Annotated in this window: 23 protein-coding genes, 1 pseudogene and 2 riboswitches; of the genes and pseudogenes, 11 read left to right on the top strand and 13 right to left on the bottom strand. The window is 67.0% G+C overall.

Going from position 1 to position 25,807, the window contains the following annotated elements; translation table 11 throughout:
* Nucleotides 1-18: 18 nt before the first annotated feature.
* Complete coding sequence (locus tag QE394_RS10905) at nucleotides 19-726, bottom strand: TetR/AcrR family transcriptional regulator C-terminal domain-containing protein (RefSeq protein ID WP_349034489.1); 708 nt, start codon at nucleotides 724-726, stop codon at nucleotides 19-21.
* A 254-nt stretch (nucleotides 727-980) separates the two neighbouring features.
* Here QE394_RS10905 and QE394_RS10900 point away from each other — a divergent pair, with 254 nt between their 5' ends.
* Both QE394_RS10900 and QE394_RS10895 read left to right on the top strand, forming a co-directional pair.
* A complete protein-coding gene (locus tag QE394_RS10900; protein WP_056081401.1) occupies nucleotides 981-1,235 on the top strand; it encodes a hypothetical protein in 255 nt (84 codons plus the stop codon).
* A 130-nt stretch (nucleotides 1,236-1,365) separates the two neighbouring features.
* Entirely contained in the window at nucleotides 1,366-1,959 is a 594-nt protein-coding gene (locus tag QE394_RS10895) for a GNAT family N-acetyltransferase (RefSeq protein WP_314215631.1), read from the top strand.
* A gap of 36 nt (nucleotides 1,960-1,995) precedes the next feature.
* On the opposite strand, the gene opgC is transcribed toward QE394_RS10895, so the two are convergent.
* Entirely contained in the window at nucleotides 1,996-4,476 is a 2,481-nt protein-coding gene (opgC, locus tag QE394_RS10890; RefSeq protein ID WP_349034488.1) for an OpgC domain-containing protein, read from the bottom strand.
* Nucleotides 4,477-4,715: 239 nt separating this feature from the next.
* Nucleotides 4,716-4,830: riboswitch (SAM riboswitch) on the top strand.
* Nucleotides 4,831-4,843: 13 nt separating this feature from the next.
* Here opgC and QE394_RS10885 point away from each other — a divergent pair.
* From QE394_RS10885 to QE394_RS10875, 3 genes are read left to right on the top strand one after another with little or no spacing between them, the layout of a single operon-like run.
* A complete protein-coding gene (locus tag QE394_RS10885) occupies nucleotides 4,844-5,122 on the top strand; it encodes a DUF1737 domain-containing protein (protein WP_056081410.1) in 279 nt (92 codons plus the stop codon).
* Entirely contained in the window at nucleotides 5,119-5,529 is a 411-nt protein-coding gene (locus tag QE394_RS10880) for a rhodanese-like domain-containing protein (RefSeq protein ID WP_056081412.1), read from the top strand. The genes QE394_RS10885 and QE394_RS10880 overlap by 4 nt, the downstream gene beginning before the upstream one ends.
* The gene (locus tag QE394_RS10875; protein WP_056081416.1) at nucleotides 5,530-6,738 is read left to right on the top strand and encodes an O-succinylhomoserine sulfhydrylase; all 1,209 of its coding nucleotides are present in this window, start codon (nucleotides 5,530-5,532) and stop codon (nucleotides 6,736-6,738) included. It abuts the gene before it with no gap.
* Nucleotides 6,739-6,838: 100 nt separating this feature from the next.
* Here QE394_RS10875 and QE394_RS10870 read toward each other — a convergent pair whose 3' ends face one another.
* Nucleotides 6,839-8,059: a glutamate--cysteine ligase gene (locus tag QE394_RS10870; RefSeq protein WP_261619809.1), complete on the bottom strand. Its 1,221-nt coding sequence runs from the start codon at nucleotides 8,057-8,059 to the stop codon at nucleotides 6,839-6,841.
* A 66-nt stretch (nucleotides 8,060-8,125) separates the two neighbouring features.
* On the bottom strand, nucleotides 8,126-9,649 hold the full coding sequence (locus QE394_RS10865) for a UDP-N-acetylglucosamine 1-carboxyvinyltransferase (RefSeq protein WP_056081422.1): 1,524 nt from the start codon (nucleotides 9,647-9,649) through the stop codon (nucleotides 8,126-8,128).
* Nucleotides 9,650-9,829: 180 nt separating this feature from the next.
* Here QE394_RS10865 and QE394_RS10860 point away from each other — a divergent pair, with 180 nt between their 5' ends.
* Entirely contained in the window at nucleotides 9,830-10,678 is an 849-nt protein-coding gene (locus QE394_RS10860) for a hypothetical protein (RefSeq protein ID WP_349034487.1), read from the top strand.
* A 4-nt stretch (nucleotides 10,679-10,682) separates the two neighbouring features.
* On the opposite strand, the gene QE394_RS10855 is transcribed toward QE394_RS10860, so the two are convergent.
* From QE394_RS10855 to QE394_RS10845, 3 genes are read right to left on the bottom strand one after another with little or no spacing between them, the layout of a single operon-like run.
* On the bottom strand, nucleotides 10,683-11,483 hold the full coding sequence (locus QE394_RS10855) for an energy-coupling factor transporter transmembrane component T (RefSeq protein WP_056081427.1): 801 nt from the start codon (nucleotides 11,481-11,483) through the stop codon (nucleotides 10,683-10,685).
* The gene (locus tag QE394_RS10850) at nucleotides 11,480-13,033 is read right to left on the bottom strand and encodes an ATP-binding cassette domain-containing protein (RefSeq protein WP_056081430.1); all 1,554 of its coding nucleotides are present in this window, start codon (nucleotides 13,031-13,033) and stop codon (nucleotides 11,480-11,482) included. Before QE394_RS10850 ends, QE394_RS10855 begins: the two co-directional genes overlap by 4 nt.
* Complete coding sequence (locus QE394_RS10845) at nucleotides 13,033-13,656, bottom strand: ECF transporter S component (protein WP_056081433.1); 624 nt, start codon at nucleotides 13,654-13,656, stop codon at nucleotides 13,033-13,035. The genes QE394_RS10850 and QE394_RS10845 overlap by 1 nt, the downstream gene beginning before the upstream one ends.
* Before the next feature lie 67 nt (nucleotides 13,657-13,723).
* Nucleotides 13,724-13,861: riboswitch (TPP riboswitch) on the bottom strand.
* A 96-nt stretch (nucleotides 13,862-13,957) separates the two neighbouring features.
* Here QE394_RS10845 and QE394_RS10840 point away from each other — a divergent pair.
* The 3 genes from QE394_RS10840 to QE394_RS10830 all read left to right on the top strand — a co-directional run bounded on the left by QE394_RS10840 (nucleotide 13,958) and on the right by QE394_RS10830 (nucleotide 17,095).
* The gene (locus tag QE394_RS10840; protein WP_349034486.1) at nucleotides 13,958-14,494 is read left to right on the top strand and encodes a heme-degrading domain-containing protein; all 537 of its coding nucleotides are present in this window, start codon (nucleotides 13,958-13,960) and stop codon (nucleotides 14,492-14,494) included.
* A gap of 98 nt (nucleotides 14,495-14,592) precedes the next feature.
* Nucleotides 14,593-16,773, top strand: a complete 2,181-nt coding sequence (locus QE394_RS10835) for a hypothetical protein (RefSeq protein ID WP_349034485.1) — start codon at nucleotides 14,593-14,595, stop codon at nucleotides 16,771-16,773.
* 58 nt (nucleotides 16,774-16,831) lie between these two features.
* On the top strand, nucleotides 16,832-17,095 hold the full coding sequence (locus QE394_RS10830; RefSeq protein ID WP_015938803.1) for a DUF4235 domain-containing protein: 264 nt from the start codon (nucleotides 16,832-16,834) through the stop codon (nucleotides 17,093-17,095).
* A gap of 32 nt (nucleotides 17,096-17,127) precedes the next feature.
* Here the strand turns inward: QE394_RS10830 and mnhG are convergent, their stop codons facing one another.
* From mnhG to QE394_RS10800, 6 genes and pseudogenes are all read right to left on the bottom strand, one after another.
* Nucleotides 17,128-17,541 carry a monovalent cation/H(+) antiporter subunit G gene (mnhG, locus tag QE394_RS10825; RefSeq protein ID WP_056081440.1) on the bottom strand — a complete coding sequence of 138 codons (414 nt, stop codon included), beginning with the start codon at nucleotides 17,539-17,541 and terminating at the stop codon, nucleotides 17,128-17,130.
* A gap of 1 nt (nucleotide 17,542) precedes the next feature.
* The gene (locus QE394_RS10820) at nucleotides 17,543-17,821 is read right to left on the bottom strand and encodes a monovalent cation/H+ antiporter complex subunit F (protein ID WP_091723671.1); all 279 of its coding nucleotides are present in this window, start codon (nucleotides 17,819-17,821) and stop codon (nucleotides 17,543-17,545) included.
* Nucleotides 17,818-18,363 carry a Na+/H+ antiporter subunit E gene (locus QE394_RS10815; RefSeq protein ID WP_056081446.1) on the bottom strand — a complete coding sequence of 182 codons (546 nt, stop codon included), beginning with the start codon at nucleotides 18,361-18,363 and terminating at the stop codon, nucleotides 17,818-17,820. Before QE394_RS10815 ends, QE394_RS10820 begins: the two co-directional genes overlap by 4 nt.
* Complete coding sequence (locus QE394_RS10810; RefSeq protein WP_349034484.1) at nucleotides 18,360-20,051, bottom strand: Na+/H+ antiporter subunit D; 1,692 nt, start codon at nucleotides 20,049-20,051, stop codon at nucleotides 18,360-18,362. Before QE394_RS10810 ends, QE394_RS10815 begins: the two co-directional genes overlap by 4 nt.
* Nucleotides 20,048-20,674 carry a Na(+)/H(+) antiporter subunit C gene (locus QE394_RS10805; protein ID WP_261619817.1) on the bottom strand — a complete coding sequence of 209 codons (627 nt, stop codon included), beginning with the start codon at nucleotides 20,672-20,674 and terminating at the stop codon, nucleotides 20,048-20,050. The genes QE394_RS10810 and QE394_RS10805 overlap by 4 nt, the downstream gene beginning before the upstream one ends.
* Nucleotides 20,671-23,686 (bottom strand): annotated as a pseudogene (locus QE394_RS10800) (Na+/H+ antiporter subunit A). Before QE394_RS10800 ends, QE394_RS10805 begins: the two are co-directional and overlap by 4 nt.
* Before the next feature lie 192 nt (nucleotides 23,687-23,878).
* Between QE394_RS10800 and QE394_RS10795 the strand changes: the two are divergent.
* Together QE394_RS10795 and QE394_RS10790 are read left to right on the top strand one after the other, a co-directional pair.
* The gene (locus QE394_RS10795; protein ID WP_349034483.1) at nucleotides 23,879-25,282 is read left to right on the top strand and encodes an MFS transporter; all 1,404 of its coding nucleotides are present in this window, start codon (nucleotides 23,879-23,881) and stop codon (nucleotides 25,280-25,282) included.
* A gap of 39 nt (nucleotides 25,283-25,321) precedes the next feature.
* Nucleotides 25,322-25,804 (top strand): TrkA C-terminal domain-containing protein, encoded by a 483-nt coding sequence (locus QE394_RS10790; RefSeq protein WP_056081463.1) that lies wholly within the window; start codon nucleotides 25,322-25,324, stop codon nucleotides 25,802-25,804.
* Nucleotides 25,805-25,807 lie beyond the last annotated feature (3 nt).

The following is a 25,807-nucleotide window of genomic DNA, read 5'->3' as shown; positions in this document are numbered from 1 at the left end:
CCGGCCGCGCAGACGCTGTCAGGAGCGGTTGGCATTCAGGGACAGCTGGGTTTCGAGGCCACTCAGCAGGATGGTGATTCCCTGGTCGAGTTCGTTTAAGCCGTCGTATTCGGCAAGGGCCGGCGCCAGGGCCCGCAGCCGCGGGAATTCCTTCGGCGGCAGCCTGTGCAGGCCCAACCGGAGCAGCGCCTCGTTTTCTTCCGGGTCAACGATGAATTCCTGCAGTTCGTTGAGGATATGGCCGTAAAGGAATCCGTAGTAGGCGCGGTACACATGGAGGGCGTCCGAGGGCTTGAAGCCCGCTGCAATCAGCAGTGACAGGATTTGCTCCAGCGGCCTGAGGGTGCCCAGGGGACGCAGTCCGAGTGGTGTGGAGAGCGGCCTGGTGACAAGCAGCGGCACAAGGTTAGGGTGGCGCAGCGCCAGCAACCGAAGGTTGTGGGCGATGGTGCGGAGCTGTTCCTTCCAGTCAGGATCTTCCGGCTCAATACAGAGGTCATCAAGAACCAGTTCGGTCACCCCGTCCAGGAGCGCTGCACGGTTCTCTGCGTACCGGTAGAGGCTCATCGGATCGCGGCCCAGCTCCTGGCCCAGGCGGCGCATGGTCAGCGCGTCCACGCCGTCGGAATCCACGAGTTCCAAGGCTTTGGCAAGGACCGTTTCCCTGCTGAGGGGTGTTTTGCGCCGCGGCTGAGCGCTTGCTCCGCGGGTTTCGGGGGAATCCATGGTTCCATCCTTGGATCTGGAACGCCCGGACCCGGCGGCTGCCGCACCTGGTGTCGGCCGCATTCAGCGGCCATGGGCATTGCTTCTGTTGTAGTCTACGGGTAAAGTCTACATTGTAGATAAGGCAGTTACTCCGCCTGAGAGTCCCCAATTTTCCAAGGGGTCAAGTCACACTCCATCGCCCCGTGCAGGGCGTGGAGGTTCGCCGCTATAGCCGAATGGCGACACCATGCACTTAGCGAAGGGATGCCGCCATGGCTAATTCGCAGTTCGATCTGTTCCTCCAGGAAGCCACCTACCTCGACGACTCCACAGAACATGGCCTCAACCGTGACCGCCTGTTCGGGCTCTACACCAGCTGGTGCTTCATCAACCAGCACTCCCCGGGCGCGGAACCACAGTTCTGGTCAGCCATGAAGCACCGGATCAACCCGCGGCACAACCGCCTGCGGATGAAGGGACCGGCTGCAGCCGACTACATCGTCGCCAGCTACCCCGGACTCGTATAAAACCGAAACCAATGCTGTGGCACCACGTGTGCCACAGCATTTTTCATTTGATGCCGCGGCAACAGCATCCGCCGGGACGGCCGATGCGCCGGGCTGCAGGCAGTGGCGGACTACACGGCACAATCGAAGGATGAACAATCCACTCCCCGCACCTGTCGCCGAGCCGGAAGAACTGCTCCACGGCGTGGGTATCCGGCTGCTCCACGGCAATGACGGGCACGCCCTGGCAGAGGCGTACCGCCGGAACCGGCTGCACCTGGCGCCGTGGGAACCCCGCCGGCCCGAGGCGTTCTATACGGCCCGGCGTCAGCGGGAGCTGATCCGGACCAAGCGTGAACAGCTGGTGCTGGGCACGGAGGTTCCCTGGGTTCTCATCGAGGGCTTCGGTAACTCATCAGCGGCCCAGCGCATCGTCGGAACCATCACCCTCACCGGGATTGTCCGGGGACCGTTCCTCAGTGCCAACCTTGGCTACTGGGTGGACCACGGCCTCCTGGGACGGGGCGTCGGCACGGCTGCTGTCCGGTTCGCGGCCGGGTACGCGCAGGGCGAGCTTGGCCTCCACCGCATCCAGGCCGCTACCCTGCTGCACAACGCGGCGTCGCGGCGAATCCTGGGCCGGGCAGGGTTCCGTGAGATCGGGGTTGCCCCGGAGTACCTGAAAATCGCCGGAACATGGCAGGACCACCTGCTGCACCAGCTCATCCTGCCGCACGGACAGTAACCCGGGCCGCCAGCCCAGGCTCCCCGAACGCCGCAGCTAGGTAGGAATGATCTTGAAAAGGAACTTCGTCCGGACCATCGCCCACAGGAGCCCCAGGACCACGGCGTAGGCCGCCGTGTTGAGCAGCACATTCTCCTGCTGCAGGGCGGGGATGTTGGCCACCACAGCGATCAGCACCACGTGCATGATGAACACGTAGAGGGTGGCGCGCCCCAGGGGGATCAGGAACCAGCCCAACACCCGCTGGATGGGTTTCCAGTACGCAGTCAGCAGCGCGTAGGCAGCCACTACCAGGATCAGCACGTTGAGCAGCCTCCCCGGCGCCAGGTAGGTGCGGGCGAAGAGTGCGTCGTACATGACCCGGTACGCCGTGTCCGGAATAAGGGCGAGGCGGACGTCGAAGCCGTTGGCCAGGTAGGGGTTGCCCCAGGACAGGAACGCGAACAGCAGTGCGACGGCGGTGCATGCCACTACCAGCCAGGTCCTGGCAGATAGCCACGCCACAATGGTCCGCCGGTGGTAGCCGGCCACGAGGCCGATGACGAACAGCACCTGCCAGACAAGCAGAGGGAACGAATCCTCGAACTGCGACGGCAAGAGCCGGAAGCGTGTGATGGAGCCGACGGCGTAGAGCCCAAGCGTTGCGGCCAGCACCCAGACGGCCTTCCCACGGCTGAGCGCGGCGAGGACCACCGGGCTGACCAGCAGCAGCACCACGTACAGGCCCATGACGTTGAACTGCCAGGGGCCGAACTGCAGCAGGAGGACGGCGGGCAGCACCTGCGGCGGCACCGGGAACTGGAAGAGGGATTCCATCCCCGCATAGAGGTCGTAGGTACGGCCGGCCCCCTGGTGCCCGGCCCCTCCGGTCCCCTGGTCCACGAAGGTGGTGAGGGCCTCGGTCCGGAAAATGGGAAGCAAGGACATCAGGAAGACGCCAACCAGGACCACCAGCGCCGTCAGGTACAGCTTGCCGGCGCGGCGGGATGTCAGGTCCAGCACGGTGCCAAAATCCTCGCGGACGCGGGGCCCGTAGACCATGCCCACCACCAGCCCGGAGAACAACACGAACAGTTCGGCGCCGCTGACGAAGCCCACTGCCTCCTGGGTCAGCAGCTGGAACAGCGATGTCATGCCCAGGTGGTTGACCACCACGAAGACAATGGCCATGCCGCGGAGCAGGTCCACCCGGGAATCCCGTTGGGAGGGGTCGCCGTAGCCCCAGGCCGTGGCAGCGTTAACCCTGCGGGGAATCTGCCACAGTGCCACCAACAGGAGGATCAGCGCCGCTCCCACAGTCCAGGCCGCGGCGCCCGTCAGTGTGTTGGCCCGTTCATAGCTGCCGCCGGCGCCAACCTCCGTGACGGGTCCGGTCACCATTGACGAATCCTTCAGCCGGGCGTGGGCAGCCGCGGCTACGGTGGAGTTGCCGGTCAGCAACCAGCTGATGCTCGCTACACCCGTGTCCCGGGTACTGGTCCTTTCGTCCCACACCACCATGGCGGTCTTCGGGAAGTTGGTCGACGTGGCGGCCCCCACCACCTGGTCGAACCAGCCGGCCTTGACGTCCACCTCGGAGGCGCCGCCGGCTGCGGGGCTGTAGAAGGCAGCGGTCTGCAGCATGAACGGCTTGCTGCGGCCGGCTGAATAGTCCCTGTAGAAGTTTTCCCCGCCGGAGGCGGTGAGCATCTCCTGGAGCTCGCCTGCCCGCGGCACCGTGTTCACCGCCGCCCCGCCGGCCGTATCGTCGTGGAAAGCGGTCAAGCCCACCCAGTCCACGGCGTCATCGCCGGGATAGTAGGGTTCGTAGGCGCTGTCCGCCCCGTCCCACGCTCCGTCATCGTTGGTGTCCAGCAAAGCGAAGCCCTCACTGCCGGGAGCGGGCGCATTCCGGCTCCGGGCGAAGGGATAATCCTTGCCAAGGTACGGCTCCCACACCATCAGCGGGCCGCCGCCGGACGTCTTGAAGGCGGCGGACACCGCACGGAAGGCGTTGCGGTACGCACCGGGCTGCTGGCCCCATTCCACCCAGCTGGCATTCATGTCCGGGGCAAAACGGATCAGCACCTGCCCGGTGAAACCCGATGTCAGCCGCCGCACTTCCGCGGCAAAGGACGCTGCGGCAGCGTCATCAATCTGGTCGAGCGGCACAGTGGGCTTCACAGTGAACATCGCATGCGAACCCTGGAGTGACGCCTGCTCCAGGAAGCCCCGGAGGTTGTTCTGCTCCGAGGGGCGGTACGGCAGGGCGAGGTCGTGGCCGTAGGCGGCGGGAGATGCTCCAAGCCGTTCGGCGAAACCGGCAGCGGAATCTTCACCCCACTCCAGCACCGCGCCCAGCAGGGGTTTTCCCTCGTCCGGGTTAAGGTCGGCGGCGCTGGCGGCGCCTGCGGGCAGCACCACGGCACACGCTGCCAGAAGCACAACGGCAAGGAATGTCCACACCCTCGACGCGCCCGCGCGGAACGATTGGACCGAAGGTTTGGTGCGTCGTCGCGCGGATGTACGCATGCTCATGGAACCCCCCGGTGCCGAAGACCTGATGGGGCAGCGGCCCCACCTGTACTTTATCGGTCGAAGCCCGCCGGGAATGCATGCAGGAAGCAGCGTAAAACCCGCCCACCTGCGGCAATGCCGCCGTCGGGCGCTGCCCGGAAAGCGCCCGGCACGCCTGTGACCCTGTGTTTCCGGTTCAGTTACGGAAGATGACGACGGCGGCGGTGCGGCTCCCGGCGGCAGGTGTTACGTTTTTGGGGAGTAATGAGTACCGGCGCCAAGCCCTGACTGGCCGGTCGGCAACCCTCCTTCCACGGCGGGGTGCCTCAGGTGACTACTCGGCATATCGACCGATTCGAGCTGCAAGCGTGAGAGAAGGAGATCCGTCATGTCTGACGCACCTGTCCCTGAAGAGAAATTGTCCTACCGCCTGATCAGCGGCCCGGACGACCGCGCCTTTTGCGAGCGGATCTCGGCTGCCCTGGCGGAAGGGTACGTGCTGCACGGCAGCCCGGCAGTGACCTTCAACGGCAGCAGCGTCATCGTGGCCCAGGCCGTGGTGCTCCCGGCAGCCATCGCCTCCGCGGACGCCGCCGTCGCCACCGCTGTGGACCACCTGGAATCCGCCACTGAAGAACCCGAATTCGACGGCGAGGGCCACGCATGAGCTACGCAGGAGACCTGACACCCCAGGAGGCCTGGGCCAAACTGGAGCAGGGCGCCATCCTGGTGGATGTCCGCACTGAGGGCGAATGGGCGCACATTGGCATCCCGGACACCAAGGCCACGGACAACGATCCCCTGTTCATCCAGTGGACGTTTCCGGGCGGCATTCCCAACCCGGAATTCATAACCGACCTTGAGCAGCAGGGCCCGGAGAACCGCGGCACCGAGCTGCTGTTCCTGTGCCGCTCCGGGCAGCGCTCCATTGCGGCGGCTACGGCGGCAACCCGGGCGGGCTTCATCTCCTACAACGTCCTGGAAGGCTTCGAAGGCGAACCGGACCGTTACGGCGAACGCACCGTCAACGGCTGGAAGAACCGCGGCCTGCCCACCAACCTCGGAAAGAACTAAGTGACCTTCAACGAAGATGCCGCCGGCTGGAGCCCTGACACCCAGGCCGTCCGCGGGGGGCTGGACCGCACCAACTTCCAGGAAACGTCCGAGGCGATTTTCCTCAACTCCGGGTTCGTGTACGAGTCCGCCGCCGCTGCCGAACGCGCCTTCACCGGCGAAGACGAACGCTTCGTCTACTCCCGCTACGGCAACCCCTCGGTGGCCACGTTCCAGGAACGCCTCCGCCTGCTGGAGGGCACCGAGGCATGCTTTGCGACGGCGTCCGGCATGTCCGCCGTCTTCACGGCCCTCGGCGCGCTGCTGGCTGCCGGGGACCGGGTGGTGGCTGCCCGCTCGCTGTTCGGCTCCTGCTTCGTGATCCTCAACGAAATCCTGCCGCGGTGGGGCGTGGAGACCGTCTTCGTCGACGGCCCTGACCTGGACCAGTGGCGGTCCGCCCTGTCCGAGCCCACCACCGCTGTCTTCTTCGAGTCTCCTTCCAATCCCATGCAGGAAATCGTGGACATCGCGGCGGTCAGCGAACTTGCGCACGCGGCGGGTGCCACGGTGGTGGTGGACAACGTCTTCGCCACTCCGCTGCTGCAGCGCTGCGGCCAGCTGGGGGCGGACGTGATTGTGTACTCCGGCACCAAACACATCGATGGCCAGGGCCGGGTGCTCGGCGGGGCCATCCTGGGTACCAAGGAATTCATTGACGGTCCCGTGAAGCAACTGATGCGCCATACCGGGCCCGCCCTGTCCGCGTTCAACGCCTGGGTGCTCGCCAAGGGCCTGGAGACCATGGGACTGCGCGTCAGCCACTCCTCGGCCACGGCGCTGCGGCTCGCGGAATGGTTGGAGCAGCAGCCCGCCGTCAGCTGGGTGAAGTACCCGCTCCTGAAGTCCCACCCGCAGTACGGGCTCGCGGCCAAGCAGATGAAGGCCGGCGGTACGGTACTCACCCTTGAACTGGCACCGTCGGGCGGCCGCTCCGGCAAGGAGGCCGCCTTCGCACTTTTGGACGCGCTGCGGGTCATCGACATCTCCAACAACCTGGGCGATTCCAAGTCCCTCATCACGCACCCGGCCACCACCACGCACCGGGCCATGGGTCCGGAGGGCAGGGCTGCGATTGGCCTGACCGACGGGGTTGTGCGCCTGTCCGTGGGGCTCGAGGACGCCGAGGACCTCATCGGCGACCTGGAACAGGCCCTCAAGCAGATCTAGCCTGTTTCCGCGGCGGCGACGCTGGTCCGGACACGGATGGCGTCGCCGGCGGTGTGCCCAGCCTTGATGGCAGTGGGGGCAGGCTCCCCGGCAGAGCGGGTCAGGACTGCCGGACCCGCAGCAACTCGGGCGCCGTATCCGCCTCCGAAACCTTGAGGGTATCCCGCATGGTCACGTTGACAGCGTGCTTCACCACCGCACCGAAGCCGAAGTCCCCGGGCTGGCCTGCCAGTGCCTTTTCCCGCACCTGGCGCTGCTCAGCCGAGCCCGTGCCGCGGGCGATGATGTCCTCCACGCCTTGCCGGGCCAGTGTCAGCTCACCCTGCTCGTCCAGCACCGGGGCGAGGTAATCCACCAGCGACCGGACCACATCGGCGGCGCGTGCCGGACGGAAGTTGCCAAAGTCCAGCAGCTCGCCCGTGAGCCCGGAGTTGCTGGCCTGCCATGATGCCATCCGCAGCAGGACCGTGGGGACCGGAGCCGGGTCCACGCCGTCACGCCACTCCCTGCTGGCCGACTCCACCAGCGCCCGCACCAGGCAGGCGATCAGTGCGGCGTCGTCGGCGCGCAGGCAGACGTCCGCTACCCGGACCTCAACCGTGGGGTGGTTCCGCGAGAGCCGCGCGTCAAAATACAACATGCCTTCGTCGAGCATCACGCCGCTGTCCAGGAGCCGCGTCACCACCCTGCGGTACGCAGGGTAGGTACCGTAGACGGCCGCTGGTCCGGACGTCGGCCAACGGTTCCAAGCCTGGGTCCGGTAGCTTTCGAAGCCGGTGGGCAGCCCGTTCCAGAAAGGCGAGTTCGCACTGAGCGCCGTCAATACCGCGAGCTTGTCCCTGATCCGGTCCAGCACCGCCACGCCCTCATCCGGTGACTCGATGTAGGTGTGGACGTGGAAGCCGCAGGTCAGCTGTTCCTGGGCGGTGAGCCCGAAACGCTCCAGCATCCGGGCGTACCGGGGGTCAGGGGTGGTGTGGCTGGTGGATCCCAGCGGTGAGGTTGCGAGCGCCGCAACCCTGGCATGGTTCTTCTGCGCCGCCTGGTCGGCGAGGGACCGGCCGGCACGGATCTGGTCCAGCAGCGTTCCGTAGTCCAGGCACGGGCGGGTCTGCGTCTCAATCTGCTCAAGCTTCAGTTCGGCAGTCAGGCCCATCCCGTCGCCGTCCGTGTTGTCCCTCGCGGCAGGCGCCTGCGGAGGCTGCGGCAAATCGTCTGCTGCCACGTGCCGCCCGGACAGGAGCGCGTCAGCGAGGGCGAGCGGTTCGCCGGACTCCGGATCAACAATCAGGAGCTCTTCCTCAACGCCGAAGGTACGCATAGTCACATTCTGCGGCAGGGACGGGACATTTGAAGTGCCCCGCCCCTTCATGACGAAGAGTGAATGTCAGCCCTGGAAGTACTCGATCCTGGCGCCGATGGTGTTCAGCCGCTCGGCCAGGTCCTCGTACCCGCGCTCGATCACGTAGATGTTGCGCAGCTCGGACACGCCGCGTGCCGCAAGCATGGCCAGCAGCAGGCATGCGGCCGGACGCAGCGCCGGCGGGCATCCCACTTCAGCGGCGCGCCACTTGGTGGGGCCGTTGATGTAGATCCGGTGGGGATCGAGAAGCTGGACCTGCGCGCCGAGCCGGTTCAGCTCCGTCAGGTAGATGGCGCGGTTCTCGTACACCCAGTCGTGGATCATCGTCTGGCCGGTGGCGTTGGCTGCGATCACCGCGAAGAACGGCAGGTTGTCAATATTCAGGCCGGGGAACGGCATGGGGTGGATCTTGTCCTCCGGTGCCTTCAGCTCCGAGGGCTTGGTGGTCACGTCCACCAGCCGGGTCCGGCCGTTCCGTGCCATGTATTCACCGGAGATTTCCAGCTGCTGGCCCATCTGCCCCAGCGTGGCCAGCTCGATCTCCATGAACTCGATGGGCACGCGGCGCACCGTGACCTCGGAGTTCGTCACGATGCCCGCGGTAATCAGGCTCATGGCCTCGATGGGGTCCTCGGACGGGAAGTACTCAATGTCGGCGTTGATGACGGGCTTGCCGGTGATCCTCAGGGTGGTGGTGCCCACGCCTTCAATGGTGACGCCCAGCATCTGCAGGTAGAAGCAGAGGTCCTGCACCATGTAATTGGGGCTGGCGTTCCGGATGACGGTGGTGCCCTCACGGTGGGTGGCCGCCATGATGGCGTTCTCCGTGACGGTATCGCCGCGCTCAGTGAGAACGAAGGAGCGGTCCCGCGAATCCGCCGTCGGGGCCTGGACAGCGTAGAAACCGGCCGTGGCTTCGACGGACAGGCCAAACTGGCGCAGCGCCTGCATGTGCGGCTCGACGGTGCGGGTGCCGAGGTCGCAGCCTCCCGCATAGGGCAGCCTGTACTCGGCGGACTCGTCCAGCAGGGGACCCAGCAGCATAATGACGCTGCGGGTGCGGCGGGCAGCCTCCACATCCATCGAGTCGAGGTCCAGGACGGCGGGCCGGCGCAGGCGGAGGTCGGTGGCGTTGAGCCAGGTGCATTCCACACCGATGCTGGTCAGCACCTCCACGATGCGGTTGACCTCTTCGATCCGGGCCAGGCGGCGCAGGATGGTGGTGCCGCGGTTGATGAGGCTGGCGCACAGGAGCGCAACGCCGGCGTTCTTGCTGCTGTTGACATCAACCGAACCGGACAGGGTGCGCCCGCCTTCCACGCGAAGGTGGGTCATCTGCGGTTTACCCACGTTAACGATGCTCCGGTCGAAGATGGTCTCGAGGCGCTGGATCATTTTCAGGCTCAGGTTCTGTTTACCCTGCTCCATCCGGGCCACCGCGCTCTGGCTGGTTCCCAGCTCGGCGGCCAGCTGGCCCTGGGTCCAGCCCTTCTCGCTGCGGGCGTTCCTGAGCATGACGGCGACGTGTTCAGCGGTTTCCTGGATCATGCAGCGAATATATCATCTATGAGTTTTTGATGGCGAATTAGGCAGGTTACAGCTCCATCAAGGTCCATCTTTATCTTTTCTATGCGATAGCGCTGGGCTGCGGCGTTGCGCCTTGTCCTCTCCGTAATACCGCGGGAAACTGGAACATACGTTTCTTCAAGCAATAAAACGGAGCCTGACATGCCCCGGACTCGAGCCCACCTGCCAGTGTTCAGGCTGGCATGGCTGCTGGTGGCAGCAGTACTTTTCACCTGCGCCGGGCCCGTGTGGGCTGATCCAACTGATCCCCCGGCAGTGCCGCAAGGTGGAGGCGGAAGCCAGCCCCTCCTCGGCAACGACGTTTCGTGGCCGCAGTGCGGCGCCGAGCTGCCGCGAGACCAGGCGTTCGCCATCGTGGGCGTCAATAACGGTTTGGCCAACAACACCAACCCTTGCCTGCAGGAACAGCTCGAATGGGCCGAATCGTCATCCGGGGCAGTCGACTCGCAGCCCAAGGCGCAGCTCTACATCAATACTGCCAATCCCGGGCGGGCCGGTTCCTGGTGGCCGGTCAGCGACGAATACCCCACCGGCTCGAAGGTGCACAACCCGTACGGTTCCTGCAAGGCCGGGGACTACGGCACGGCCTGCGCTTACATGTACGGCTACGCCAAGGCCTTTGACGCAGCCTACGTCCGTGGAGTGACCGACCCCGCGGACTACGTCTGGTGGCTGGATGTGGAAACCGAAAACACCTGGTCCAGCAGCAAGGACGCCAACCGCACCGTCCTGGAAGGCATGACGGATTTCTTCCACAGCATCGACGCAGCAGGTGTGGGTATCTACTCCACCGGCCAGCAGTGGCACAGGATCGTGGGGAACGTCAGCGGTTCCAGCAACCTCTACCCCTTGCCCAGCTGGCTGGCGGGATCCCGCAATGCAGCTTCAGCAGCCACCGCGTGTTCAAAGTCCCCGCTGACGGGCGGCGGGAAAGTGGTGCTGACGCAGTTCATCCACGCCGGGCTGGATTACAACTACGCCTGCAGCTAGCAGGTCAGTTCCCGGCCCACACCATGTTCCAGGTACCGGCTGTCACTGCCGCCGTGACGGCCAGGCCGGCCATTGCCAGGCCGCCCGCCAGGACCCACGCATCCAACAGCGTGTAGGTGGATTCACGGGCCCACGTTCGTGGCCCGCCGCCGAACCCGCGCGCTTCCATGGTGACCGCAAGCCGTGACGCACGCCTGATCGCCTGGACCAGCAGCCCGAAGCTCTGCCCCAGGGTGGCCTTCAGCCGCTGCAAAACGCTGCCGCGGGAGCCAACCCCCCGGGCCCGCCGCGCCATTCCGATGGTCTGCCATTCCTCGGCCATCAGCCCCACGAGGCGCATCGCGGCCAGGGTGCCCAGGACAAACCGGTGCGGCAGCCGGGCCTTCTGCGCCAGCGCATCAGCGAGGTCGGTGGGGTCCGTGCAGCTCACCAGGAGTATTGCGGGCAACGCGATGGCCAGGCCGCGCAGCAGGAAGCCCACGCCAGTCTCCAGCGAGCCTTCGCTCATGGTCCAGATGCCGGCGTCGATCAGTGTCCGGCCGCTGTCCGGCGCCAGGATGGAGGTGCTCCACCCGCCCACGGCGGCTGCGAGGATCAGCGGCCAGCCGCGTTGCCACAGCAGCGCCAGCGTGAGCCCGGCGAGCGGAAACAGCAGCAGTTCGAAGAACAGTGCCACGGACGCGGACACCCAGTCGATGGACAGTGCCAGGACCACGGTGATGAGCACGACGGCGGCCAGTTTGCTCAGCGGGTTGGCGCCGGCCAGGAGCGCAGCGTTTCCGCGGAGGTTCAGTTCCTGCCTCATGGCGCCACCGCTTCCGCCGCTGCAAGTTTGAGTTCCGTGCCGCCGAGGGCCGCGGTGAACTCGGCGTCATGGGTCACGGACACCACTGCCGTTCCGGCGTCCAGGAGTTCAGAGAGGAACGACGCCAGCTCGGCCCAGGTATTGGCATCCTGGCCGAACGTGGGCTCGTCCAGGACCAGTACCTGCGGGCTTGCCGCCAGGACCGTGGCCACGGAAAGCCGCCGCTTCTCGCCGCCGGACAGGGTGTAGGGGTTGGCGTCCACCAGGTGGGTGAGCCGCAGCCGTTCCAGCAGCTCATCAACCCTGTCTTCACCGTGCCCCAGGTGCCTGGGACCGAAGAGCAGTTCGTCCAGGACCTTGCCGGTGACGAACTGGTGCTCCGGTTCCTGGAAGACCGTGCCGATCCGCTCAATCAGCTGTTCCGCTTTCCACTGGTACGGAGTGATTCCGGCGCCGCGGCTGAGGTCCGTCGTCGCGGATACCGTCCCGTTGACCGGCTCGAGGAGTCCGGCAAGGGTCAGCGCGAAGGTTGATTTCCCTGCGCCGTTGGGTCCGGTGACAGCGAGCGCCTGCCCGGCCCGGACCTGGGCAATAATGCCTTCCTGCACCGGCACCGGTGGGACTTTCCGGAGGCCCATGCGGCGCGGGCGTTGCCGGGAGACGCCCAGGTTTTCGGCGGCCAGGAGGAGGCCTCCGGCCCCGGGTGCCTGTTCCGCGGCCCGCCCGCGGGTGGACGGAACATACCCGGGAACCCACACGCCGGCGGCCGTCAGCATGGTCCGCGCTTCGGCCAGCACCCGGTCCGGCGGGCCGTCAAGGAGCACCGCGGGGTTGGCGCCACTGCCGGGCTGCAGCACAACGATCCTGTCCACGAGGTCCTTCCACACGGACACCCGGTGTTCGACCACCACCAGCGTGGCGCCGGTCTTGTCCAGGCAGCGGGCCACGGCGTCCCGGACTTCGAGCACGCCGGCCGGGTCCAGGTTGGCGGTGGGTTCATCCAGCAGGATCAGCCCGGGGCGCATCGCGAGGATGCCGGCAAGCGCCAGTCGCTGTTTCTGCCCGCCGGACAGAGCCGACGTCGGGTGGTCCAGCGGCAGGTGGGACAGGCCGACGTCGGCCAGCGCCTCATGCACGCGCGGCCAGATGGCGTCGCGGGGCACGGCAAGGTTTTCGGCGCCGAAGGCGACGTCGTCGCCTACCCGGGAGAGGACCACCTGGGTCTCGGGGTCCTGCTGCATGAGGCCCGCGCGGCCCCGCTGGCCGCGGGGCGGGCCGCCGTCGACCAGCAACGAACCGGTTTCGTCGGACTCACCTGCCTCGCCGTCGTCGTCCGCATCGCCCAGCACCCCGGCGAGCGCATGGAGGAGCGTCGATTTTCCTGCCCCGGACGGGCCAAGCAGGAGTACGCGCTCACCCGGGCTGATATCGAGGTCGAGGGCGTGGACGGCCGGTGTGGTGCGGCCCGCGTGCCGCCAGCCCCAACCGCGGGCGGTGACCGTCGCCGGCCGCACCGTTCGGGGCGCGGCGGCGTGGGAAGGTGCCGGCATCAGGAGAAAACGGGCTCCGTAGCGGCCTTCCGGGATGCAAAGGAGCTCAGCACACCGGTCCGGGCAAGGCCGCGGGTGGCGATCCAGGCGAGCGCGCCGGCGATGATGGCCCCGGAAATAACCGTGAAGACGATGTACGCGAGCTTGTCACCGCCCGGGTAGGCGATGTTCCAGCCCCACGGCGCGAAGGAGTCGTTCAGGCCGCAGAAGAGGCCAGCCGCGGCACCGGCCAGGAGGGAGACCGGGAGGTTGAATTTCCGGTAGACGAAGATGGCGAAGATGATCTCGGCACCCAGGCCCTGGACGAACCCGGAGAACAGCACGGAGGCGCCGTACTGGGAGCCCATGAGCAACTCGCCGGTGGCGGCGACCGTCTCGCAGAACAGGGCAGCTCCGGGCTTGCGGATGATGAGCATGCCCAGGACCGCCGGGATCATCCAACCGCCGGCCAACAGGCCGGTGAGGGGCGGGTAGGCCGCGTTCATCGGCGCCGAAATCGCGGCGGTTCCCTGGGACCAGGCCCAGAAGATGACGCCGCCGGCGATGGCGATCAGGGCCGCCACCACAATGTCCACGACGCGCCAGGACCTGCTGGCGGGCTTTTTGATTGCTGAAGTAGTCATGTGATCCTCCTGGAAAACAGGAGGGGAAAGTGGACGCTGGTGCCGGCTGCTGCCGCCATTTTCCGCGCACTTCGAGAACTCGACTCCCTTGCGCCGGTACTAACCGGATCAGGTTCGAGGGTCTGCGGCTGTCCGCACTCTCAGCGCCCGCCTGCGTTTCCCGGCTGGTGCCGGGGCCGACGGCGGCGCTCCCCTGTCGTTAATGTGTTGTTGATGATGCTGTGGATGTGTTGCGTTTGAATTTTTCGCGCCCTTCCGGGCGTGCTCAAGTTTACACCTGGAGGGCGGTAGATTGTGGGCCATGACTGCCAACCCGCCAGATGTGACTGCCTACGATCCCGACTCCACCGACGCCCAGCCGGAGGGCTCGCTCCAGGCCCTGATCAGCCGGATTGAGGCGGAGATCCGGGAATTGCAGTTCCCCGGCTTTTCGCCCGACGACGCCCTTAACCTTGGCCTGCTCCTGGTGGAGCTCGGCAAGGAGCGGAATCTTCCCATCGCCATCGACATCACCAAGGGCGAGCAGGTCCTCTTCCACGTTGCGCTCCCCGGAGCCACCCCGGACAACGAACACTGGGTCCGCGCGAAGCAGCGTACGGCCGCCCGCTACGAGGTGCCGTCATTGCTGGTGGGCCTGCGCGGCAGGGCCCGTGGCGGCCGGATCGAGGACAATGCGTGGTTCGACCAGTCCCGTTACGCCGCCCACGGCGGTGCATTCCCGGTCTACGTCTCGGGCGTAGGCGCGGTTGCCACGGTGACCGTGTCCGGACTCCCGCAGGTAGCGGACCACGACCTTGTGGTGGAAGCGATGCGCGGGGTACTCAGGACCGCTGGTTGACACTGCCCGGCGTTCTTACAAGGATTGGGCGGGAAAGCGTTTTCTGAGCTGCCTGCTGCCGGACCTGGCCCAGGCATGAGCCAAGGAGTGCGTGCGACGTGCACAGCCAGCAGACCGTGATCAACCGCGAAGCGCTGGTACGGCGCCACAACGTGGAACAGGACAGCCTCGATCCGCGGAGCCCCGCCTCGGTGGGCAACGGTGAGTTCTGCTTCACCATGGACCTGACCGGCATGCAGACCCTTCCCGGGGAATACCCGGTAGCTGCCCGCGACGACCTGCCGCCCGGCACCCTGCTGGGCACGCAGGCACAGTGGGGCTGGCACGCCATCCTGCCGGAACAGGAGTACACTCTTGCCGGTTCCACAGTCCCCTACGATTCACCGCGCGGCCCGGTCCCCTACGTGGACATGGTGGGCGCCATCGTGGATGGCCGCGAAACCCAGTCATCGCGGGCGGAAACCTGGCTCCGCGCCAACCCCCACCGGCTGGACCTGGGCCGGATCGGCTTGGCGCTCCCGGGCAGGGACGCCCCTCCGCTCGCCGGGAGCGACATCACCGGCGCACACCAGGTCCTGGACCTCTGGACGGGCACGGCCACCAGCATCTTCACCCTGCACGGCAGTCCGGTCAATGTCACCACGGCCTGCCGCCCGGACAGGGACGAGCTGGGCTTCCGCATCCTCTCCCCCGCCCTCGCGGACGGCCTCGCCGTATCCCTGGCCTTCCCCTACGGTTCCGAAGCCTGGCATAACGCAGCCGACTGGAACAGCCCCGCCGCACACACCACCACCGTTGAGGAACGGCACGCCGGCGGCCCCAACCGGCGCTGGCTGATTTCGCGCCGCCTGGACAGTTCCGGATACCAGGTGGCCGTCAGCGGCGCGGGGCTGGAACTCGAACAGTCCGGCCCGCACGAAGTGCTCATCCGGGCCGCGGCGGGGCAGGACAGCCTCGATTTCAGCGTGCACTTCATCAGCACGGGGCGGGGTGACTGTCTTCCCCGCGGCAGCGGCGGCATCGGCGGGCTTTCGGCGCCGGCATCGGGGCCGGCCCCGGAACTGGCATCGGTACCGGGGAGTGCCACTATTGCCGCGTCCCGCACGGCGTGGCCGGAATTCTGGAAGTCAGGCGGCGCCGTCGACCTCTCCGGAACAGCCGATCCGCGGGCCGGCGAGATCGAACGCCGGGCGGTGCTCTCCCAGTACCTCACGGCCATCAACTGCTCCGGGTCGCTGCCGCCGCAGGAGACGGGGCTGGTCTGCAATTCGTGGCGCGGCCGCTTCCACCTCGAGATGCACTGGTGGCATGCCGCCCACTTCGCCATGTGGAACCGGACGGAGCTCCTGCTGCCCGCCCTCCGCTGGTACGCGTCCGTCCTGGAACCTGCCCGGCAGACAGCCAAAGCCCAAGGGTTCGACGGCGTCCGCTGGCCCAAGCAGGTGGGTCCGGACGGGCGGGAAAGTCCCAGCCCCATCGGTACCTTCCTGGTCTGGCAGCAGCCGCACCCCATCCATCTGGCGGAACTGGCCTACCGGGCCGAACCATCACAGGAGCTCCTCGAGGAATTCGCCACGGTGGTTTTCGAAACCGCAGAATTCATGGCCGCATTCGCACACCCCACGGACCGGGGTTTTGAACTGGGCCCGCCCCTGGTGCCGGCGCAGGAGAGCTACGAGTCGGTGCGCGGAACGGTCACCAACCCCACGTTCGAACTTGCCTACTGGCAGTGGGCCCTCCGGGTGGCGAATGTGTGGCGGGAGCGGCTGGGCCTGGCTGCCGAGCGCACCTGGGCGGCGGTAGCGGACGGCATGGTCCCACCCAGGGTGGTGGACGGAGTGTACGCGGCGATCGACGTCGAGCCCTTCACCATCCGCACGGACCACCCCTCGATGCTGTGCGGCCTCGGGGTGCTGCCCCGGACAGACCTGGTGGACCCGGAAATAATGCGGGCCACGCTGGATGACGTACTGGCCGGCTGGGACTGGGACAGCACCTGGGGCTGGGACTACCCCGTGATGGCCATGACGGCCGCCCGGCTGGAAGACCCTGAGGCCGCCGTGGACGCGCTGTTGATGGACGCGGCGAAGAACCTGGTCCTGCCCAACGGGCACAACCGGCAGACGGAATCGCTCCCGCTGTACCTGCCCGGCAACGGCGGGCTGTTGGCCGCGGTGGCACTCATGGCCGCGGGGTGGGATGGCGGCCCGGCGCGGCATGCTCCCGGCTTCCCGCCGGACTGGACAGTGGCATGGGAAGGGCTCCTCCCCGCGCCGTAGGAACTTAGCCAGTAGGGTGGGGTGCAGACCGTTTTACCGCCCGCAAGGAGTACTAGGAATGAACCTTCTCATCAAGCTGCTCGGCACCGGCGTAAGCCTGGGTGCAGGATTTGCCGGCACCAAGCTGGTCAACACCATCTGGGAAAAAACCACCGGCAACAAGCCGCCCACCGGCAAGGGCGAGGACGTCCCCACCAGCCTTCGCTCGGCCCTGACGTTCGCGCTGATCTCGGCGTTCGTCAGCACCATCATCCAGGTCCTGGCCAACCGCGGCACGCAGCGCGCCATCACCCGCTTCGCCAAGACACAGGACATCGTCTAAACACCCACGATGTCCCCGCACGCCGGCTGGCTTCAGCGGGTTGAGCCGTCGTCCCCGCCGTCCTCACGGGCGGCCTGGGCGGCGGCTTTCTGCACCACCGCATCAAGTTCGTCCGAGGTCAGCAGTTCCCGGTGCAGGTGCTTGGTACGGTAGCCGGCGCGGCCCACCATGTGGGCGGACACGGGAACGGTCAGCAGTTGGAAGATCCAGGCAACCACCAGGACCGGCCACACCCACCATGTGCGCATCTGCAGCCCGATGGAGGCCAGCAGCAGGAACAGTCCCAGCACCTGCGGCTTGGTGGCGGCGTGCATGCGGCTCAGGAGGTCCGGGAAGCGCAGCAGGCCGATGGCGGCGCCCAGGGACATGATGGCTCCCACCAGCATGAACACGGCGGACACCACGTCGATCCAGCCATCCACGCTGGTCAGGTCCGGGGTTAGCATGTCAGGGCTCACTGGGGTGCTCCCGCCGGTCGGCCACGAAGCGTGCAACGGTCACTGACCCGATGAAGCCGATCACGGAGATGGCCACCACCAGCATCAGGTTGTTCAGGTGCCGGTTCACGGCCATGTCAATGCACAGCGCCGCCCCCAGGATGGCCAGCAGGACGTCCGAGGCCAGCACCCGGTCCAGCAGCGATGGGCCGCGGGCAATCCGGATGATCGCCCCGCCGGCGGCGAGGGAGAGGATGACGGCCGTAACGGCCAGGACCACCTGCATCATGCTGCGGCCTCCGCCCGTACGATGGCGAGTTCTTCGTTGGTGCCCATGATCCGGATGAGCCCGGCTTCGATGGTACGCACTTCATTGCGCAGGTTTTCCACGTCCTCTGCGGAGCTGATGTTGATGGCGTGCAGGTACAGCGTGGAGGTTGACCGGTCCACCTCCACCACCAGCGAGCCCGGGATCAGCGAGATCACGTGGCCGGTGGCGGTGACGATAAGGTCCTGGTGGCTCCGCAGCGTCACGGCCACCACCGCGTTGTGCACCTTGGGCCCGCGGACGGCGGCGAGGTACAGGATCTGGAAACTGGCCACCACCACCCGGCCCAGGAACATCATGGCGAAGGGGATGGCGTGCCGGATGTTGAAGCGTCCGCTGAGCTCCACGGGCGGCAGGTAGAACAGCCGGGCGACGGCGATGGCCAGCAGCGCCCCGAACAGCAGGTTGCCGGGGCTGAAGTCCTGCCAGAGGGCGCCCCAGACGATGACCAGCCAGACGAGGAGCGGAAGCTCCTGGCGCAGGGAAATACGGCGGCGGCTCATTTTCCTGCTCCCGCGGGGGCTCCAACGGCCGGCACCGTTACGTCCTCACCCAGGACGGCGTGGATGTAGGGGCCACGGTCCAGCATCTCTGCCGCTGCCCGGTCGGACAGCCCGAACAGGGGCCCTGCAAAGACGGTCAGCGCCATGCCCAGGACCACCAGGCCGGCGGTGGGCCCCACCATGGTGCGGGGCATCAGCGTGGACCTCACCAGCGTGCTGCCGCCACCGCTTCCCGCCCGGCTGAGGACCGGTGCGGCCAGGCCCGTCCTGCCGGCACGGTCCGCCGGGGCATCGTCGTCCAGGGCTTCCCCTTCCACCGGCTGCCCCGGGACGGCCAGCAGGACGGGGTCCGGGTGTTCGGCGTCGGCAGGACGCCGCCAGAAGGCACGGTTCCAGACCCTGGCCACCGCCAGCAGTGTCAGGAGGCTGGTCACCACGCCGCCGATCACCAAGGCGTAGGCCAGCGGGGTTCCCAGTTCCACGCCGGCCTGCAGCAGGCCCACCTTGCCGAGGAAGCCGGAGAAGGGCGGGATGCCGGCCAGGTTCATGCCGGGAATGAAGAACAGGATCGCCAGCAGCGGCGAGATCTTGGCCAGCCCGCCCAGCCGGTCCACCGAGGAGCTGCCTCCGCGGCGTTCGATCAGGCCGGTGACCAGGAACAGGCTGGTCTGGATGGTGATGTGGTGGGCAACGTAGAAGATGGCGGCCGCGAGGCCTACAACCGAGGACATGGCCAGCCCGAACACCATGTAGCCGATGTGGCTGACCAGGGTGAACGAGAGCAGACGTTTGATGTCGCTCTGCGCCAGGGCACCCAGGATCCCCACCACCATGGTCAGCAGCGCCGCGATCATCAGCGGCGTGTTCAGGGTGTCTCCGGGGAACAGCAGGGTCTCGGTGCGGACCATGGCGTACACGCCCACCTTGGTAAGCAGGCCTGCGAACACGGCGGTGACCGGGGCGGGGGCCGTGGGGTAGGAGTCAGGCAGCCAGAAGGACAGCGGGAAGACGGCGGCCTTGATGCCGAACGCCACCAGCAGCATCACGTGCAGGAGGGTCTTGGTGCCCTGGTCCAGTTCGCCGAGCTTGATGGCCAGGTCCGCCATGTTCACGGTTCCGGTGGCCCCGTAGACCATGGCGATGGAAATCAGGAACAGCACCGAGGACACCACGGACACCACCACGTAGGTGACGCCGGCGCGGATGCGGGGCCCGGTGCCGCCGAGGGTCATCAGGACGTAGCTTGCGGTCAGCAGGATCTCGAAGCCTACATACAGGTTGAAGAGGTCGCCGGAGAGGAAGGCGTTGGACACCCCGGCCACCAGGATCAGGTAGGTGGGGTGGAAGATGGACACCGGTGCGTCCTTGTCGCCGTCGGCCATGCCCTGGCCCGTGGCGTAGACGAGGACCGCGAGGCTCACCGCGGAGGAAACCACCAGCATCAGTGACGAGAACTGGTCCACCACCAGCACGATGCCCCACGGCGGAATCCATCCGCCGATGCTGACGGCCACGGTTCCGCCGTCCCACACCGCCGCCATCAGGAAGCATTCGAGCAGCAGGGTCAGGGACAGCAGCCCGATGCTGACGGCCCGCTGGGCACGGGAGTGCCGGATCAGCAGAAAGGTCAGGGCGGCGCCCAGGATGGGAAGTACGACGGCGAGCGGGGCCAGACTGGCGATGTTCACTGTCCGCCTCCTTCCGGGCTGGGCTTGACGTTGGGTGAGCCGGGTTTTTCTTCCTGGGCCGCGTGCTCGGTGGGCATCTCGCGATCGCCCGCCAGCACGGTGGCAGTGCCGCCGTGTACCCGGGCGCCGGCCTCACGGCCGCCGGACGTTTCATCGCCGGAGCCCGGTCGGTGGTCTGAGATGTCCTGCCCGTCGCCCCCCAGCATGGTGAGCGGGAATTCGGATGTTTCGGCGGGGATCTCGGCGTCGTCCTCGGCGTCGAAGCTGGGGGTTTCGGCGACGCGGAGGTCTTCCAGGTCGTCCTGGATTTCGTCCTCGCGTGCCAGTACCCAGGTCCGGTAGATGATGCCCAGCATGAAGGCGGTCACCGCGAACGAGATCACGATGGACGTCAGGATCAGCGCCTGCGGCAGGGGATCGTTGTAGTCCCCGGCAGCGGTGTCTTTGGAGAACATCGGAGCCAGGCCGGAGTAGCCGCCGGTGGCCAGGATCAGCAGGTTGGTGGCGTTGGCCAGGAGCATGAGCCCCAGCAGGACGCGGGTGAGGCTGCGCTCCAGGATCAGGTAGATGCCGCAGGCATACAGGGCACCCATGACCAGGAGCAGGGCGAGGTTGATGCTCATGCCTTGCCCCCTGAGATGGTTTCGGCTGGCATGTCTTCGGGTTCCTCGTACTCTGCGGGTTCGGAGCCCCGCTCCTCGATGTGTTCGTCCACTTCAGCGCCGAGGCTGCGCAGCACGTCCAGCACCAGTCCCACCACCACGATGTATACGCCAATGTCGAAGATGGTGGACGTGACGAACTTGATGTCCCCGAACACGGGCAGCCAGAACTGGATGATGGCGCTCTGGAACACCTGGCCGCCCAGGAAGAGCGGGGCAACACCGGAGCCTGCGGCCGTGGCCAGGCCGATGCCCAGCAGGCCACCGGCGCTGACGGGAGTTGCTTCGCTGAGTTCGAACCGCCCGCCGGCCAGGTAGCGGATGGTCAGCGCCAGGCCGGCTGTCAGGCCGCCTGCGAAGCCGCCGCCAGGCAGGTTGTGGCCGGCAAACAGGAGGTAGAGCGAGAAGATCACCAGCGAGTGGAAGACCAGCCGGGTGACCACTTCGAAGATGATGGAGCGGCGTTCGGGTGCCAGCGTCCGGCCGGCCACCAGCCAGGCGTCCCGGGTGGCCGTGGCGAACTTCCTGCTGATGGCCAGGGCGGCCCCGTCCCGGGAACCCGGGTCCACGTCGTGGAACCGGCCCACGGTTCCTTCAGCCACCGAGGCCGAGGCCCGCAGGCGGTCGCCGCGGCCGCGGACGAAGATGAGGCTCGCAACACCTGTGGCGGCCAGTGCCAGCACGGTGATCTCACCGAAGGTGTCCCAGGCCCTGATGTCCACGAGCGTGACGTTGACGATGTTCAGTCCGCCGCCGCCTTCGTAGGCCAGCTGCGGGAACTGCAGGGAGATGGGCTGGGCCACGCGGGCGCCCATGGCGTAGATGGCCGCGAACACCATGGTGGCCCCGAAGGCTGCGCCGATGATGACACGGACCACACGGTATTTGCCCCCTGTCCGGTCCCGCAGTTCAGGCGGGAGGCGGCGCATGCCGAGGACGAAGGCCACCAGAATGATGGTTTCCACCAGCATCTGCGTCAGTGCCAGGTCCGGGGCTCCTTGGAGGGCGAACATCAGGGCGATGCCGTAGCCGGTGACCGATACCATCAGGACGGCAAGGAAGCGCTTGTTCGCCTTGACGGCCGCGAGGGCGCCGATCACGATGCCGATTCCCGCGACGATCTGCAGCGGAGAGCCCGGATCCACCAGATAAATATTGTCCGGAAGCGGCTTGCCGGCGAAGAGGATGGCGCTCAGCGGCAGGACGAACGCCACCGTGAGGATGACGGCGAGGTAGTAGTACAGCGAACCGCGCTGGGTCCGGCCGGTGATCCACACGGCGATGTCGTCCAGCGCACCGATGGTCAGCTGGTAGGCGCGGTCGGCATCCACCCAGTCCGGGACCAGCGCCTGCGCCCGGGCCACGGCGTTGCGGCCGAAGTACATGGCAGCGCCGAACACAAAGGTGAGCGCCGTCAGGCCAAGTGCGGGGGTCAATCCGTGCCACAGCGCCAGGTGCCCGGCCTGATCGCCCGGCGTTTCGGCGTCGGGCGCGGTGGACGCGAACAGCGCGGCGTAAGGCTGGATCCAGGCGTCAACCGGCGCCGGCCACAGGCCGTAGGCGATGGTGAGGATGCTCAGGACGGCCGGGGCTGCGATGAAGGAAGGCCGAACGGCCTTAAACTGGGTGGGCTCCACGCCGGGTTTGACGGCGAAGGCGCCCCACATGAACCGGGCGCTGTACGCGAACGTGAGGACGGAACCCAGGACCAGCCCCACCAGGACCACCATGCCCCACGGTCCGGCGTCAGGGTCCCCGGCGTGGTGGACGAACGCTTCCAGCACGGATTCCTTGGCCACGAACCCGGCAAGGAAGGGGACGCCGGCCATGGACGCGGCACCGATGCCGGCCACGATCCCCAAGGCGCGGGAGGACCGGAAGACGCCGGAGAGCTTCCGGACATCGCGCGTTCCGGACTGGTGGTCGATGATGCCGACCACCAGGAAGAGCGTGGCTTTGAAGAGGCCGTGGGCGAGCAGCATCGCCAGGCCGGCCAGCGCGGCGTCCGGCGTGCCAAGGCCCACCACCATGGTGAGGAAGCCCAACTGGCTGACGGTGCCGTAGGCGAGGATAAGTTTGATGTCTGTCTGGCGCAGCGCACGGTAGCCGCCCACCAGCATGGTGGCCAGGCCCAGGCCCAGCACCACGGGCTGCCAGTAGGCCGTTTCCGCGAATCCGGGCGCCAGCCGTGCCACCAGGTAGATGCCGGCCTTCACCATGGCGGCGGCGTGCAGGTACGCGCTGACCGGGGTGGGGGCGGCCATGGCGCCGGGAAGCCAGAAGTGGAAGGGCACCAGCGCGGACTTGGTGATGGCGCCCACCAGGATGAGCACGACGGCGGCGCTCACCATGGCGCCGGACGGGCCTTCCGCGAGCACGTGGGCCTGTTCGAGGATGGCTGAAAGGCGGTAGGTTCCGGCCGTCTGGCCCAGCATGATGATCCCCACCAGCATGGCCAGCCCGCCGGCGGTGGTGACCATGAGGGCCTGCAGCGCCGAGCGACGGGCCGCCAGCCTGGTGCGGGCAAAGCCGATCAGCAGGTAGGACAGGATGGTGGTGAGTTCCCAGAAAATGAAGAGCAGCAGCAGGTCATCGGCCACCACCAGGCCGAACATGGCGCCGGCGAAGGCCAGGAGCTGCGCGCCGAACGCGCCAAGGTCCTGATCCTTCCGTTTGAAGTACCGGGCGCAGTAGAGCAGCACCAGGGCACCAACGCCCAGCACCAACAGTGACATCACCCAGGCCAGCGGGTCCATGCGGAAAGCGAACTCGAGGTGGAGGCCGGGAATCCAGGGGACAACCTCGGACACCGCACCCTGCCCGGAGTAGACCGGGCCGTACTGGAACAGGAGCCAGACGAACGAGGCAGCGGGAACGGCTGCCAGAGCGTAGAATGCCGTTGCGGCCCCACTTCCTGAAGAACCACGGCGCCAGCACAGCCACCGAAAAGTGCACGGCAAGGACTGTGATCACTGGTATCTCCGCAACGTCAGGGATTCGATTGTCAAAAGTTGGAGCAGGCGGCAAAATGTCGGGTTCGGGAATCCACAGTTTATCAAGTCCGGGCGCCTGACCCGTCGCGGTTTCCCGGCCGCCGCGCGTCATTCCGCGCCAGTCAGGGCTTCGGTCCGCGTCCTGTTCGCCCTCGGCGGATACGATGCAGCTATGAACAGCGCCAGCGCTCCCCGGGCCATACAGCCGTCCTCGGAACTAGCAACCGGCAACCAAGTATCCAGCAAGGGCCGGATCCTGGCCTGGGCATCCTGGGACTGGGGTTCGGCAGCCTTCAACGCCGTGATGACCACCTTTGTGTTTACCGTCTACCTCACGTCCAACGCTTTCGGCGGCAAGGACGAGGCCTCGGCGGTCCTCGGCGCCGCCCTCGCCGTGGCGGGCCTCGCCATCGCGCTGCTGGCCCCCGTCACCGGGCAGCGCTCCGACGCCGGCGGCAGGCGGAAGCTGTGGCTGGGAGTCAACACGGCCGCCGTCGCCGTCCTCACCGCGCTGTGTTTCTTCGTCTTCCCGCAGCCGGAATTCCTGCTGCTGGGCGTCACGCTGATCGCACTGGGCAACGTGTTCTTCGAATTCGCCGGGGTCAACTACAACGCCATGCTGGCCCAGATTTCCACCCCCCGGAACATCGGCAAGGTCAGCGGCATCGGCTGGGGTGCCGGGTACCTGGGCGGCATCGTGGCCCTGCTGATCGTCCTGCAGCTGTTCGTCCAGCCCAGCTTCGAGTGGTTCGGCGCTTCCACCCAGGACAGCCTGAACATCCGGCTGGTGGCCGTGTTCTCGGCCCTGTGGTTCTTCATTTTTGCCCTGCCGGTCCTGTTCGCGGTCCCGGAACTGCCCCGGACCGGCCAGGCAGCCCGCCTCGGCATCGTCGCCAGCTACCGGCTGCTCTTCCGCCGGATCCGCGCCATCTACGCCACCAGCCCGCACACCATCTACTTCCTGCTGGCCAGCGCGGTGTTCCGTGACGGGCTGGCCGCGGTGTTCACCTTCGGCGGCATCATCGCCGCGGGCACCTTCGGGTTCGAGCTGTCACAGGTCATCTTCTTCGCCATTTTCGGCAATGTGGTGGCAGCATTCGGAGCCATCATCGGCGGGTTCCTGGACGACAGGGTGGGCCCGAAGGCCGTCATTATCGGCTCGCTCGCGGGCCTGCTCGTGGCCGGGACCGTGATCCTGGTGCTGGGTAACGGCGACTATTCCTTCTTCGGCATGGATTGGGCGGGCAGCACCACGTTCTGGGTGTTCGGCCTGTTCCTCTGCCTGTTCGTGGGCCCGGCGCAGTCGTCATCGCGGGCCTACCTCGCCCGGCTCGCACCGCACGGGGAGTCCGGCGAACTGTTCGGCCTCTACGCCACCACCGGCCGGGCCGTCAGCTTCCTGGCGCCGGCCCTCTTCACGCTGTGCATCACCGTGGCAACCCCGCTGGTGGCGGCCGGCGAGGCGCAGCGCTGGGGCATCCTGGGCATCATGGTGGTCCTGCTCGCCGGGCTGCTGGTCCTGCTGCCGGTGAAGTCCCCGGACAAGGCTCCCATCGCCGTCGTCCCCTCCGCCTGACCCCCACCACGCAACGCTCCGGAAGACTAGGCTTTAGCCATGAACGTGGATGAAACGAACCTTCCCGGCCTCGGCCGCCGGAAGGACTTCATGACAGCTTCCGGACGCCGGATCGGCGTGGTGGAGCTAAGGGAAGGCCAGACCGAGCTCATCGTCTCCACATGGGACGATCCCGATACGTGCCAGGCTTCCATTCCGCTGACCAGCGATGAGGCCGCCACCCTGGGCAACCTGCTGGGCGGCCAGCACCTCGCCATGAAGCTGACGGAGGAGCACAAGGACGTCCCGGGCATCGTCACCCGGCAGTTCTCCATCGCCCCGGAGTCCCCGTTCCAGAACCAGCCCATGGGCAAGGCGTGCATCCGGACCCGATGCGGCGTCTCCATCGTTGCCATCATGCGCGAAGGGGAGGTCCTGCCCTCGCCCGGACCCGACGTGATCCTGCATACCGGTGACCTGCTGGTTGCTGTCGGAACCCTGAAAGGCCTCGATTCGGCGGCCGACATCCTGCGCCACGGCTGACCC

Origin of the sequence: Pseudarthrobacter sp. SORGH_AS 212 (genome assembly GCF_030818145.1) — a bacterium.
GTDB lineage: Bacteria > Actinomycetota > Actinomycetes > Actinomycetales > Micrococcaceae > Arthrobacter.
The sequence above is the reverse complement of the archived record's forward strand: the minus strand, read 5'-3'. Positions and strand labels throughout refer to the sequence as shown.